Origin of the sequence: Niallia sp. FSL K6-0212 (assembly GCF_038007605.1) — a bacterium.
GTDB lineage: Bacteria > Bacillota > Bacilli > Bacillales > Cytobacillaceae > Niallia > Niallia circulans.
The window spans coordinates 2988356-3002604 of the sequence record NZ_JBBOXL010000001.1 but is presented as its reverse complement, the minus strand read 5'-3'; the positions used below and the strand labels follow the sequence as shown (position 1 = coordinate 3002604).

Annotated in this window: 13 protein-coding genes; 5 read left to right on the top strand and 8 right to left on the bottom strand. The window is 34.0% G+C overall.

Annotated features, from left to right (window positions below):
- Nucleotides 1-78 precede the first annotated feature (78 nt).
- The gene (locus MHH96_RS14120; RefSeq protein WP_047942975.1) at nt 79-546 is read left to right on the top strand and encodes a YkyB family protein; all 468 of its coding nucleotides are present in this window, start codon (nt 79-81) and stop codon (nt 544-546) included.
- A 594-nt stretch (nt 547-1140) separates the two neighbouring features.
- Here MHH96_RS14120 and MHH96_RS14115 read toward each other — a convergent pair.
- From MHH96_RS14115 to MHH96_RS14105, 3 genes are all read right to left on the bottom strand, one after another.
- On the bottom strand, nt 1141-2046 hold the full coding sequence (locus MHH96_RS14115) for a chemotaxis protein (protein WP_061796799.1): 906 nt from the start codon (nt 2044-2046) through the stop codon (nt 1141-1143).
- A gap of 328 nt (nt 2047-2374) precedes the next feature.
- Entirely contained in the window at nt 2375-3676 is a 1302-nt protein-coding gene (locus MHH96_RS14110; protein WP_047942972.1) for an MFS transporter, read from the bottom strand.
- A gap of 138 nt (nt 3677-3814) precedes the next feature.
- Nucleotides 3815-4342: an RDD family protein gene (locus MHH96_RS14105; protein WP_047942971.1), complete on the bottom strand. Its 528-nt coding sequence runs from the start codon at nt 4340-4342 to the stop codon at nt 3815-3817.
- 278 nt (nt 4343-4620) lie between these two features.
- Between MHH96_RS14105 and MHH96_RS14100 the strand changes: the two genes are divergently transcribed.
- On the top strand, nt 4621-4812 hold the full coding sequence (locus MHH96_RS14100; protein ID WP_047942970.1) for a hypothetical protein: 192 nt from the start codon (nt 4621-4623) through the stop codon (nt 4810-4812).
- A gap of 135 nt (nt 4813-4947) precedes the next feature.
- Nucleotides 4948-6105, top strand: coding sequence for an aminotransferase A (locus tag MHH96_RS14095; RefSeq protein WP_144544164.1), 1158 nt, complete (start codon nt 4948-4950; stop codon nt 6103-6105).
- Nucleotides 6106-6151: 46 nt separating this feature from the next.
- Here MHH96_RS14095 and MHH96_RS14090 read toward each other — a convergent pair whose 3' ends face one another.
- The 4 genes from MHH96_RS14090 to MHH96_RS14075 form a co-directional block, all read right to left on the bottom strand.
- The gene (locus tag MHH96_RS14090) at nt 6152-7027 is read right to left on the bottom strand and encodes an NAD(P)-dependent oxidoreductase (protein WP_047943014.1); all 876 of its coding nucleotides are present in this window, start codon (nt 7025-7027) and stop codon (nt 6152-6154) included.
- Nucleotides 7028-7188: 161 nt separating this feature from the next.
- Nucleotides 7189-9837 carry a cation-translocating P-type ATPase gene (locus tag MHH96_RS14085; protein ID WP_061796803.1) on the bottom strand — a complete coding sequence of 883 codons (2649 nt, stop codon included), beginning with the start codon at nt 9835-9837 and terminating at the stop codon, nt 7189-7191.
- Between the two features lie 348 nt (nt 9838-10185).
- On the bottom strand, nt 10186-11904 hold the full coding sequence (gene ptsP / locus MHH96_RS14080; protein ID WP_061796805.1) for a phosphoenolpyruvate--protein phosphotransferase: 1719 nt from the start codon (nt 11902-11904) through the stop codon (nt 10186-10188).
- On the bottom strand, nt 11904-12170 hold the full coding sequence (locus MHH96_RS14075) for a phosphocarrier protein HPr (RefSeq protein WP_016200927.1): 267 nt from the start codon (nt 12168-12170) through the stop codon (nt 11904-11906). Before MHH96_RS14075 ends, ptsP begins: the two co-directional genes overlap by 1 nt.
- Nucleotides 12171-12879: 709 nt before the next feature.
- Between MHH96_RS14075 and MHH96_RS14070 the strand changes: the two genes are divergently transcribed.
- Complete coding sequence (locus MHH96_RS14070) at nt 12880-13248, top strand: PilZ domain-containing protein (RefSeq protein ID WP_061796806.1); 369 nt, start codon at nt 12880-12882, stop codon at nt 13246-13248.
- A gap of 98 nt (nt 13249-13346) precedes the next feature.
- Here MHH96_RS14070 and MHH96_RS14065 read toward each other — a convergent pair whose 3' ends face one another.
- Nucleotides 13347-13541 carry a hypothetical protein gene (locus MHH96_RS14065; RefSeq protein ID WP_047942963.1) on the bottom strand — a complete coding sequence of 65 codons (195 nt, stop codon included), beginning with the start codon at nt 13539-13541 and terminating at the stop codon, nt 13347-13349.
- Nucleotides 13542-14016: 475 nt separating this feature from the next.
- Here MHH96_RS14065 and MHH96_RS14060 point away from each other — a divergent pair, with 475 nt between their 5' ends.
- Nucleotides 14017-14190, top strand: coding sequence for a YkvS family protein (locus MHH96_RS14060; RefSeq protein ID WP_082138361.1), 174 nt, complete (start codon nt 14017-14019; stop codon nt 14188-14190).
- Nucleotides 14191-14249 lie beyond the last annotated feature (59 nt).

The window sequence follows — 14249 nt, the reverse complement described above, 5'->3', positions numbered from 1 at the left end:
TATTTTTTTTTATTTCCTTTCTTTCGTAAAAATAGTATAATAACTTGTACTAAACAATAGAAAGGAGAGTTAAAACAATTGAATAAGCAGCAACAATATCCGCCGCCAATACAACCTACTGTTGTAAATCTTCTACAAGCAATCTCAGTTGTAAACCGTCATGCAAAGACTGCTCCAAACCCAAAGTTTTTATATAAATTAAAACATGACAGTTTACATAAACTATTAGCAGAAGGAAAAGCAAAGAAAATCGGTCTACACTTCTCAAATAATCCAAAATATAGTCAACAACAATCAGATTTATTGATTGCGTGTGAAAACTATACATTTCATTTGCCTCCGACTAAAAAGGATTTTGAGGAATTGCCACATTTAGGATCTCTCAATCAAAGTATTCGAAATCCCAAATCAACTCTTTCCTTAACACAATCTAAAAAGCTTTTATCCACCTATACTGGATTAAAAGAAGAGACACCACCAAATCATTCAATCCGCAAAAAGAAATACCAAAAACCTGTTTTTAAAAAACTTGGTGAAAGCTATTAATCTTGAATGAAAACGGTAATCCCCTCGATTCTATCAATTAAAAGAAAATAAGCAGCCTTATTATAATACAAGAATGTGGCTAGAATAAGCATTTCAACTAAAGAAACAGCCACCCCATCACATGAACGTTCGAATGCTGGGGTGGCTGTTTTTCGTCCTAAAAGGCTGTTTCAGAAAATTACTATTAGATAACCCTTACCGAACAATATTGAGGCTGCGGGTGATCATCACAAACCTTCGTTCCTAAAAAGAATAAGAACCCAACCAATTATACGGAATTTTTTTCAACTTCTTTGTATAATTGGTTGGGCTTATATTTGGTAGGGACACTTATGCCCCAGGTCTTTTAAGTAGTTCTTAAAGACAAATTAAGCAGAATCCGCTTCTTTCCCGCAGAAAGATCCTCTATTTAGTTATGTTGAGTCTCGTTTTAATTGTGCATCTCATAAAGCTTCCTTCTACAAAATGTTATTTTTCATAAATGAAGAATAGAAATGCAAAGTAATATGAATCAACAAAGACCAGTATTGGGAATCTATAGTATACAGGTAACCGTCTCTAAACTAAAAGGCCACACCATACATCAAAAACATTTTATAAAATGATGTTATCGATAATATGAATTAATTCATTAATCTCAGGTTTACTTACTTGATCATTCGCTCCTACTACCTGGCCCTTATGTCTTAAATCATCTGTAATTAACGAAGAAAATATAACAACTGGCAATGCTGCTAAGTCAGGATTGTCTTTCACTACTTTTGTTAAATGATGTCCATCCATTTGAGGCATTTCTATATCGGTAATCATTAACTGAGCAGCTTCTTCTACTGGATGACCGTTCTCTATAGCTTTCGTTAAATAGTCTAATGCTTCACGCCCATTTTCGAAAAAGGTGATATCCTGGAATCCAGCAGCATTTAAAGTGTCTTCTAATAATTTTCTTAAAAGGGCAGAATCTTCCACAACAATTAGTTTCTTGTCACTTCTTTTTCTTTCACCTAATTTTTTTACTTGTTGAACATTGATTCCCGACTCCGGATTAATATCAACAACGATTTTTTCAAAATCTAATAATAAAATCATTTCTCCATTTAATTTGACTACCCCGATAATCTGACTTTCCGTTCCATAGTATGTCTCAGATGGTTTTTCAATGTTTTCCCATGATATACGATGAATTTGTGTTACATTATGAACATGGAAAATTATTTTTGTTTTATTAAATTCAGAAACAATATACTTGTCCTTTTCAGGAGTATCAGAAGGAGGATAACCTAATACATTTGCAAGATTAACAACAGTTAATACTTCTCCCCTTAACTCCATAATCCCTTCTATATATGGGTGTGCGTGTGGGATTGGTGTGATAGGTACTGGATTAATGATTTCTTTAACCTTAATCACATTGATTCCAAAATGATTCTTTCCTACGCTGAATTCTACAATTTCTAATTCATTTGTTCCCGTTTCTAAAAGTATCCCTTTATCATTTTTCATTTCTGTTTGTCCTTTCGCTCGCCTAAAAATTCACTTATTTAGCCAGACTACATCAAATTATTTATACCTATCTTTTATATCGGACTTTTTATCCACTCTTAAAGTAGGACTCGGTAATTTCCCTAAATTCGAAAGACGAAAAGCTGTTCACCATCCGATAGTATTTCAGTCTCCACGATTTTTACTAGTAAATGGCTAAAAAAAATGCTGTTCATGAAAGAACAATATGAAAATATTCCAATCCTCTCAAAGAATATTTTCTATCGTTAGCTTTCATGAACAGCTTAGTTTTCCTCTTCTATTGGAAAGAAGAAAAGTTTTTTCAATATCATTCTTCCTTTATACGTGCATGAATAATTAAACCGATAATAGTTAGAATGATTAAGGAACCTAGTGCAAATCTACTTGCCATATTACCATACTCAGCAAAAACAAATGTAATCGTCCCATATATTATAGGACCGATAATAGATGATACTTTTCCAGAAAAAGCAAATAAACCAAAAAATTGTCCTCTTTTCTCTTCCGGCGTAATTTCAACGATATATGATCTTGTTGTTACCCACATACTTCCAAGCGCTACTCCAAATAAACTGCCAGCTACCCAGAATAACCCTTCATTCTTAGCAAGCGTTGCAATAATAATCGCAATAACTAACAATATCCCCACATAACGAACAGCTCTGTATGCACCAACACTTTTCGTTATATATCCAAAAACAAAGGAACCAATAATACTTGCAATGGTTGACACAAGATAAAGAACAATAAATTTACCAGTATCTAATCCAATAACCGCATTGGCATATGCAGACATCGTCGCAATAGTAGTAGCTAATGCATCATTTAGAAAAAAGTAAGCAAGCATAAAGGTGAAAATTTTCCGATAACTTTTCATTTGTTTAAAAGTTTCTATTATTTCTCGATATCCAGAAAGAACAGATTGTTTTTGGATATTTTCTTTTGGTGTATCTTTAATGAAAAAAAATAATGGCAAGGATAAAAGTAAAAAAAGAATACCAGTTGGAATAAAGGATTGATTATATGCCCCTTTATCTATAAAGAGATAAACAGTTAATCCAATCAGTGTTCCAATATAACCGATGGCTACACCAAAACCTGAGATTAATGGAATCTGTTCCTTTGTTCCTAAATCAGAAATCATCGTATCATAGAACACTAAGCTAGAATGATAAGTAAATTTAGATAAAACAAAAAAGAGGATAACAAGTGATAAAGATATCGGAATCCCAAATATCATTTGTGTAGACGGGATAAAAGAGAAAAAACCCATAGCTATGGTTCCAAATACGGTTAATAATGTTAATATAACAATATATTTTTTCTTTCTTCCAGTTCTGTCCATCATAACGCCAAATAATGGTGTAAAGATAACTAACAGAAAGCTAGCTAATGCATTCGCATATGAAATAAAAGTCGAAGCAATCTGTTTATTAACTTCATTTGAGCCAATCATATCTTGTAAATACATAGGAAAAAAGATAGTGTTAATATTAGACGAAAAAATAGTATTGGCCGCATCATAAAGGGCCCATGAGATTATAGGCAAAGAAAAATATAATGCCAGCCCTCTTTTTTTTATTTCTGTTTTATTAGTTATCGGTTCCATCTATTAAGCTCTCCTCTCAAATAGCGGGTATGTAGGGATAAAACAACATACTCCTGTTTGTTCTCCTTAAGAACCATTTGGCTTATCCATAATGCTGTCGTCTTACTCACATTATGGATAAGCCCACAGGTTTATGAATTATTTTTTTACAACAATGGAACCTACAATTAAATCATGTAACGCTTGTTTTTTCTCCGTGAACGCTGCCAAAATAAAGCCAATTAATAAAATCCCTGAAAGGAGACTTGATACGATGTATCTTCCTAGACTTCTCCAGAAAGAAAGCTTATTTCCTTTCAAATCCTCTACCTTTAAACCTAATAATTTCTTTCCAATCGTCGCTTGCCATTTAGAGGAATGAAGCAGTGAATAATAAAAAAGACTAATAAACATACATACTGCCATCGTTCCCAAAAAAGCGGTCATTAATGAGCCTAATAGAGATAAAATTTCAGAATCAGATAATGCATTTATACTGGCTGGATCCATCAATAATTCATCCGGTATTTCCATTGAACTAATAAATAAAGCAAAAATGATATTGGAAAAAAATAATAATGGAATGCCTAAAATGATACTATCAATTGCCCATGCTCCAAAACGAATCCAAAATCCTGCATATTGAGGATGATTTTCCTTTTCTTCTATTTGTATAGTTGTTACCATTTATTTTCCCCTCCCCACTAATATGATAAATGGTATTTATTTTCTAAACAACCTTTTTTATGAAATGACTGCTAGCTTTACAATTATTAAACAAAAGAGAAACCTTCCTGCTCCTTGTCTTTAAAAGTTCATAAAATGTTTATTTGTTTTTTTCTAATTTGTGAAATGTCAAACAAACACCTAGACGATTTTATGCTATTAGAATACGCTAATAGTGTAAGTTGTGAAGGAAGAAAACCGAATATTATTTAATTAATTAAAGAGAGGACGAGTACACAATGAAGGGTACTGCAATTCTTTTTCACGATGACTTAACGGTAACTTTTCTAGAAAATGTCGATTTAGACACATGGAAAAAAACAGATAAAATGGACAATGGGAAACTGCTTTTAGAAAATCATCTGAATCAATCAAACCATGAACAACTTTTATTAATGGAAGAAGGCGTTGATTGGGATTATGGTTACTAATTAAATAGATATTAGAGCAAGCTTGGAGCAGGGATATATTCTTCTATCCCCTGCTCTTTTTATTTTGTTTTATGTATTTAAAACAATCATAGCTTTTGATATCATTATAGAATACGTTACGTTAGGAGACTTGATATGGAACATTTAATCAATAAAAAAGTTAAAAATATTGAGATTTCTGGTATTAGAAAGTTCGCTAATATGGTTGCTGGAAAAAAAGGAATGGTTTCTTTAACCATCGGCCAGCCTGATTTTCCCACCCCACTACATATTAAAGAGGCAGCAAAAACTTCCATTGATGAAAACTATACTTCTTATACACATAATGCTGGAGACCTTGCGTTACGGGAAGCGGCATCCCATTTTGTAAATAAAAAATATAATCTTTCTTATGATCCTTCCACAGAAGTGATTGTTACCGTGGGAGCTAGCGAAGCTATTGATGTGACATTTCGAACAATTCTCGACGGTGGAGTGGAGGTAATCCTGCCAGGACCTGTATATCCTGGATATGAACCAATTATTCGTTTATGTGGTGCGATTCCTGTGCATGCTGATATTCGTCATACTTCTTTCCGTTTTACAGCTGACGTCATAAAAAAATATATCACGGAAAAAACAAGATGTATCGTCTTACCCTATCCGTCAAATCCAACAGGTGTCAGCCTAACAAAAGAAGAAATCAAGGAGATTGCAGCCCTGATTAAAGGAAAAGATATCTTTATTTTAGCAGATGAAATATACAGTGAATTACTATATGATCAAGAGCATGTATCCATTGCTCAATATCTACGCGAACAAACTATTGTGATTAATGGTCTATCTAAATCACATAGCATGACTGGATGGAGAGTTGGTCTATTATTTGCTCCTTCTTATCTTTGTCAACAAATCATTAAAGTCCATCAATATAATGTAACTTGTGCCTCTTCAATCTCGCAAAGAGCGGCATTAGAAGCTTTAACTATTGGTATTAATGATGCAGCACCTATGAGAGAAGATTATCAAAGAAGAAGAAAATATGTGTATGATCGCTTGTCCTCTATTGGATTGGATGTAGTCATGCCAGATGGGGCGTTTTACTTTTTCATAAAAGTGCCAACAGCTAAATTGAATTCTTTTGATTTTTGCCTTGATCTAGTCGATAAAGTAAATCTAGCGGTTGTTCCTGGAAGTGCCTTTTCTGAATTAGGAGAAGGATATTTTCGAATTTCCTTTGCCTATTCTATGGAAACATTGGAAGATGCATGCAATCGTTTTGAGGAATATGTAAAAATACATCTAGCAAAATAAAAAAACAGCTTCTAATCTTGGCTTTCACCGATTAGAAGCTGTTTTTTCAATCCCAATATTTATATAAAGCTTGTGTTCCGCTCTCATCTTCTCCTTTCGCTGACAGGCGGCTGTATAATGTTTCCGCAAGAGATAATCCTGGTGTTTCCATTTGCATTTCCTCTGCTTCTTTAAGAGCAATTCTCATATCTTTTATAAAATGCTTGATATAAAATCCAGGTTCAAAATCCCCTTTTATCATTCTAGGTGCTAGATTACTTAAGGAAAAGCTCCCAGCAGCTCCGCTTGAGATACTTTGCAATACCTTTTCAGGGTCTAGTCCAGCTTTTTGAGCATAAACGATGGCTTCACTTACACCAATCATTGTAGAAGCAATGGCAATTTGATTACACATTTTCGTATGTTGACCAGAACCTGCAGGTCCTTGATAGACAATATTAGTGCCAAGTATCTCGAATAGAGGCAGAAGCTGTTGGAAAACTGCTTCTTCCCCACCTACCATAATGGATAGCTTTCCTTCTCTTGCCCCTACATCTCCACCACTTACAGGGGCATCAACTGCATATATATTTTTCTTTTTCGCCTCTTCGTATATTTTCTTGGCAAGACTAGGAGTTGAGGTGGTCATATCGATTAAATATGTATTTTCTTTGGCATTGTTAATTAATCCTAGTTCTCCTAAATATATTTCCTCTACATCTTTCGGATAACCAATAATCGTAATAATGACATTTGCTTTTAAAGCAATTTCATGGGGACTGTCTGCCCATTCTGCTCCAGCAGCTACTAGTTCGTCTGCCTTTGCTTTCGTGCGGTTATACACCATAACAGGATACCCTGCATGCAATAAATGGCTTGCCATACTTTTCCCCATTACACCAGTACCAATAAAACCAATTATAGTTGTTTCTTTCGCCAACATCCGATCCTCTCCCTTTTTTGGCAAATAACTTTCTTTTTCTAATAGTATCATGAAAGCAGGTATAATTCTTCTATAGAATATTGAAAACTGCTAATAGAAAAAAACTACCCAATATCCCAATCTTTCTAAACCGATCGCATAATACTAGGTAGTTTTTTCTTTTACTTATTACGTAATACCCGCACAAGAAGCATTTTCATTATTTCCATTGCTATTACTGCTCCGATGGCCAACCCAGCTGCAATTAACCATTCGTTTAAGCCAAAGGAATCAGGAATGGCGAATACTTCTCTAGCAAAAGGCAGGATGGTAACTAAATAAAGCAAGAAACAAATACCAACTGCTCCTAATACATATTTATTAGAGAATAGGCCCACACCAAAGATTGTTTGGGTGCTAGAACGTGCAGCAAAGGTTTGCAAGGAACGAGAAAGGATTAACGTGGTGAAGGCCATCGCTACTCCTAATTCATCTGAATGCTGTAAACCAATATAATGAGAGATAATAACCGCAATACCAATTAATACCCCTCTTACAACGACCGCTCGAAGCGTCCCACCTGCAAAAATTCCTTCTTTCACGTCTCGCGGCTTTCGCTTCATAACACCAGGCTCTGACTTTTCCATTCCAAGAGCAATGGCTGGTAAGGAGTCGTTTACCAAGTTTATAAATAATAATTGTAATGCTGTAAAGGGATTTGCCCATCCTGCAATAACCGCAAACAAAATGGCTATAATAGCACCGAAGTTTCCTGCAAACAAATAGCCAATTGATTTTTTGATATTGTCAAAAACAGTTCTTCCTACTCCTACAGCATTTACAATCGAAACAAAGTTATCATCCGTAAGAATCATATCGGCTGAATCTTTAGCAACATCTGTCCCGCTTCCCATTGCAATACCAATGTCTGCCTGTTTTAGTGCTGGCGCATCATTGACTCCATCACCTGTCATCGCAACAATTCGATTTTTCTTTTGCCAAGCTCGCACAATGCGGATTTTATTTTCTGGAGAAACACGTGCATATACAGATATTTGTTCTAATTTTTGATTCAGTTCTTCATCTGATAATGCATCTAATTCTTGGCCTGTTAAAGCAATATCATTATTCTCCATTAATCCGATTTTACGGCCAATGGCTTGTGCTGTGGTTTTATGATCTCCTGTAATCATTACTGTACGAATCCCCGCATCTTTTGTTTGCTCAATCGATCCGTAAACAGCTTCACGTGGTGGATCCATCATCGCCGTTAAACCAACAAGGATGAGATCCGATTCATCTTCTTCCGTAATAGTTCTCTTATCTTCGGGCACATGCTTATATCCATATGCAAGAACTCTTAATGCTTGATTGGAAAAATCCTCATTAGCCTCCTGCAATTTCTTTAACCAATCGTTTGTAAATGGCTCTTCCCTTTCATTTACTAATATTTTTGTCGCCCGGTTAAACATAACATCTGGGCCACCTTTTACAAGCATGAAACGTTTATTATCAATGGTATGAATCGTAGACATTAGTTTGCGATCCGAATCAAACGGTAATTCTGCTTCTCTAGGATATCTTGAGCGAATTTGTTCATAATTTCTTTTACCATCATTATAGAAGTTAATAAGCGCCACTTCTGTGGGATCTCCCACTTCTCTATTTTCTTTATTAATGTACGAATCATTACATAATACAGCTATATTCAGCAAAAAAGTTTCCGAATGATTCCATTGAGAAGGATCTGGTGGTAAATGTTCTCTTACTCCTTCCGGTATAAAATAATCGGTTACGGTCATTTTATTTTGTGTCAATGTTCCAGTTTTATCTGTACATATCACACTGGTAGAACCAAGCGTCTCGACTGCAGGCAACTTTCGTATAATAGCACTCTGTTTTGCCATTTTATTAGTTCCAACCGACAAGACAATGGTTACAATAGATGATAAAGCTTCTGGAATAGCCGCTACGGCAACGGCTACTGCAAATAGTAACGCATTAAGAATAGAAGTTGTAACATCAACATTTTCATCTCCTAACCATATTCTTAATGCTTGAATAGCAAAAATAAGAATAGATAAGAGAAGAATTCCTACTCCTAATTTTTTACTAAATTCGGCAAGCTTCTGTTGTAATGGTGTTTGTTTTTCCTCTGCCTTATTAAGCATATCAGCAATTTTACCAATTTCCGTTTTTTCCCCTGTACCGGTTACAACAAAGGTCCCTCGGCCATAAACGACTAGTGAACTACTGTATACCATATTAATCCGGTCGCCAAGTGCAGCTTCCTCAACTATTACTTTATCTTGTTTTTCAATAGCTTCTGATTCCCCTGTTAACATTCCTTCATTTACTTTCAGAGAACCACTTTCTAAAATACGTCCATCTGCTGGGATAAAATCACCAGCTTCTAGAAAGACGATATCTCCTGGAACTAACTCCCGTGCAGGAATTGTGATATTGGTATTATCTCGCCTTACTTTTGCCTCCGGTGCGCTCATATTACGTAAAGCATCTAAAGAACTTTCTGCCTTTTTTGTTTGAATCACACTAATAACAGAATTTAGCAATAACACTAAAAAAATAATAAGAGATTCAACAAATTTCCCCATGATTAATTGGATAATAATTACTAGTAATAAGACAATAACCATTGGGTCTTTAAACGTTTCTAAAAAGAGCTTCCAAGTTGGTATTTTTTCTTTATCTTGTAGCTCATTGTAACCCTCTTTTTCCAAGCTTTCTTTTACTTTGTCTGTTGATAGTCCTTGTTCAGATGACTGCAAATCTTTTAATACTGCTTCTTTATCCTTTTGATAAAATTCCACGTGACTTTATTCAACTCCTTATGATTCCGTCTTATTACACCTTAATGAAATGGAACAAATAAACTGTTCTTTGTTCATATGTATAGCGGCATACTTCTATTTAAAACCCCTTCCCATTATTTAATTTTTATAAACCTGTCTCAAAAAACAATGGAATAGTTGTATTTTGCCTCCATCTTTCCTTTTCATGTATGGTTGAAACTTTAAAGATAAGCAAAAAAAAAACTGACTAGAATCATCTAGTCAGTTCAAATAAGGGGAAAATGAGAATAGCGTTAAGCTAACTTGTAAAAAGAGCTTATGCTATTTTTATTTATACCCACTATTTTTAAGGATAAACCTGTTTTTTTAAGAAAGTTTCGCAGCTGCTTTTACTGCTTCCATAACTTCTTCCGTTGTAGACATTTGTAATGCTTTTGCTGCTAATTCTTCCATTTCTGCTTTAGAAAGATTTAGAATTTGTGATCTTGCTTTTAAGATAGATGTAGCACTCATAGAGAATTCATCTAAGCCTAATCCTAATAATAAAGGAATAGCTGTTTCATCTCCTGCCATCTCTCCACACATACCTGCCCATTTACCTTCTTTATGTGCTGCATCAATAACCATTTTAACAAGACGCAGAATAGAAGGATTGTATGGTTGGTAAAGGTATGAAACGCGTTCGTTCATACGGTCTGCAGCCATTGTATATTGGATTAAATCATTTGTTCCAATACTGAAGAAGTCAACTTCTTTCGCAAACTGATCTGCAAGCACTGCTGTAGAAGGAATTTCCACCATGATTCCTAGTTCGATTTTGTCTGCAACTTTAACGCCTTCAGACACTAAATTAGCTTTCTCTTCTTCTAAAAGAGATTTAGCTGCACGGAATTCATTTAATGTAGCAATCATTGGGAACATAATTTTTAGATTTCCATATGAGCTTGCACGCAGCAATGCTCTTAATTGCGTACGGAAAATATCTTTCTCCTCCAGGCAAAGACGAATTGCACGGAAACCTAAGAATGGGTTCATTTCTTTTGGCAGATCTAGATAAGGTAATTCTTTATCTCCACCAATATCTAATGTACGAACAACAACTGGCTTTCCTTTCATGCCTTCAAGAACAGCTTTATAAGACTCAAATTGCTCATCTTCTGTTGGAAGCTGATCTCTTCCCATGTATAAGAATTCTGTACGATATAAACCGACAGCTTCTGCACCGTTATTCGTTACCCCTTCTAAATCATTAGGTGTACCGATATTTGCAGCAAGTTCAACGTGAACACCGTCAGAGCTTACTGTTTGTTCATTAACTAGTTTAGCCCACTCTGCTTTTTGCTGTTCATATTGCTCGGCAACTTTTTTATAGCTTTCGACTACTTCAGGTGTTGGATTAACATGGATTTCTCCTTTTAATCCATCAACAATGACTAAATCGCCATTATTAATTTCTTCTGTTGCTTTTTTTGTCCCTACAACAGCAGGAATTTCTAAAGAACGAGCCATGATGGCAGAGTGAGATGTTCTTCCACCAATATCTGTTGTGAATCCCTTAACAAATTGGCGGTTAAGTTGTGCAGTATCAGATGGTGTTAAATCTTCTGCAACTACAACTACTTCTTCAGAAATCATACTTGGATTTGCTAAATGTACGCCTAAAAGGTGAGACATTACACGCTTTGTTACATCGCGAATATCTGCAGCTCTTTCTTGCATATACTCGTTATCCATTGATTCAAACATCGTAATAAACATGTCTGTTGTTTCTTTTAATGCAAATTCTGCGTTCACTAGGTCTGTTTTAATTTTGTCTTCAATAGGTGCAATTAATTCTGGATCACTTAATACTAATAAATGCGCTTCAAAAATAGCAGCTTTATCCGCACCAAGCTCTTTATTAGCTTTTTCACGAATAGCTTCTAATTCTGATTTCGCTTTATTTAAAGCTTCTTGAAAACGAGAAATTTCACTTTCTACATTTTCCACACTAGTCTTTTCAAAAGAAAGATCTGGTTCAACTAGGCGATAAGCTTTAGCAATGGCTATTCCACTAGATGCAGCAATTCCTTGTAAAAAACTCATTATTCTGCTAAACCTTCTTTATTTAAAGTTTCTTGTAATCCATTAATTGCTTCCTGTTCGTCGTTACCTTCAGCAATAATTTTAATATCAGCACCTTGAGCAATACCTAATGACATAACACCCATAATCGATTTAAGATTCACTTTTTTCTCTTTATATTCTAATTGAATATCTGAGTCAAACTTGCTAGCAGCTTGTACTAAAAGAGTCGCCGGTCTAGCATGAATTCCTGTATCTGCAATAACTTTAAATTGTTTTTCTACCATAATAAAATCATTCTCCTTTATCGATTAAGTTATAAGATGTTAACATAAGCTAAACTTTTCAAACTTAAACAACCTTAATATAAACCAACAATTGTTTATCATAAATAATATATAATTTATATATTACAATTGTAAACTGAAAGCTATGTATTTTGTCGAAAAAAATTAATTGTCTATGTACACAAACTTTCTTTACAACCATTTATAGCATCTTCTAAAAAGATGAGAACAAGTAGAATAGTGTTCAAAATAGGCAGGTAATTTAAGTTTTTTGAAAAAGACATCTCAAATGAAAGAATAGCATTTCTTTGTTATATAGACAATCAAAATTTACTAAACGACAAAAAATAGTTAACTTTATGGGGAATTTTAGGGGAATTAGTCCAAATTTGGATGATTAATTCCTGTTTATAAAATCCCCAAAAAGTTAACTTTTATTCAATTAGCTGCATTTAACATTATCTAAAAAAAGAAACTGTACTTCTTGCAATTCAGACAAGGATTTACATAGAAACATTTTAAAATGAAAATATATTGCATTATCTCCTTAAACAAGCTTAAATATTATTAAAACTTCCGAGTTACATTAATTCTATGTAAAAGTGATTACTTTTTCTAGACTTAGAAACTAGAGCATTTTCCAGTTTAATGCCATTACTCTCCAAGCATTAATGATTTAACTGGATCATGGACAAAAGAGAGGGAAATTATGAGATACAACCGGAATGAATCTTTTCGATATCAATTAACTGATTTTATAGATGCTACATTTACTGTAAAAGTTGACGAAGCTACTCTTTCTAGAAAAGGTCATGCTTTTATAAATAATATAAGCCCCAACGGGTTACGTTTCCGAACAGAATATGACTTACCAGCTGATGATACACGATTACTTTTGCAGCTTCAATTCCATCTAAATAGAAGAGAAATAGTAATGCCTGGTCATATATCGTGGAAGAAAAAAATCGGAAATCAATATGAATATGGCTTTGAAGGCACAGGAAACAAGGAAGCTAAGCAGCAGATTATCAGGGGACTAAAGGAACTTTCCCGAATAGAGAACAAAGAGACACCGTAATTAATTTACGGTGACCTCTATTGATAAACCCCGCTTATGAAAAGCGAGGTTTTCTTGTATTCACTATATATTATAGAGAGCGAATTAATTTCAACCCTTTAACTTCTCGGTTCATCCATATATTTATACGTAACATCTCCTCCTATTTCCGCAATTCCTTTAAAATGTTTAAAATCTTCCCTCTTTACTAATTCTGCACGGAATGTAAGAAAATCCTCTTTTTTTACTCGATAGCTTTCTATTTCTCTTTTCATTAACTTGTCTAAAACTTCTTCCGCTATTTCTTTATTCATCCTCTTCACCAATTAACCTTTCCTTCATTTTTTGACCATATTTTAAATTACTTTTTTACTTTAAGTAAAGAATTCTGCATAATTCCTTTTTATGTCACTATTTTTGATATTATTATGTATAATTCTACTAATTATGTTATAATATCATCTAATATCAGAAAAGTGTATGCATTTTAATCATCAAGGATAGTCGAATATCGGTTATTCTAGAAACTGGTTCCTCATACCACTTTCTTTTCGCATCAAAATACATAATTTTTCGATAAACCAGCATTTCCCTTTATTTATTAATGAGGTATAGAAATAATTATTTAGTAACAAGCACTTATAAAAGGAAATAACACACATTTTATTCATATTTTCATAGTATATATTTAGTAAGTTTATATACCTATATGTTTACGAATAAGTTCTAAGTAGTGAAAACTATATTCAGAATTTATATAAATTTTGGAATGATAAGGAGAGATTGTGCGTGAAAATAGCTGAGGTTGGAAATATTATTGAATTTAGAGGCTTGCAAGGCATTGTTGAAAAGGTAAATGAAAATTCAGTTATTGTCGATTTGACTTATATGAATAATTACCGTGATTTAGAACTTGAGCAAAGAACCGTTGTTAACCATAAAAATTATCGTATCATTAAATAAACAAGAAACAGAAAAAAGAAGTCAGATTGGGAATTTCCCCACTTATTGACTTCTTTTTT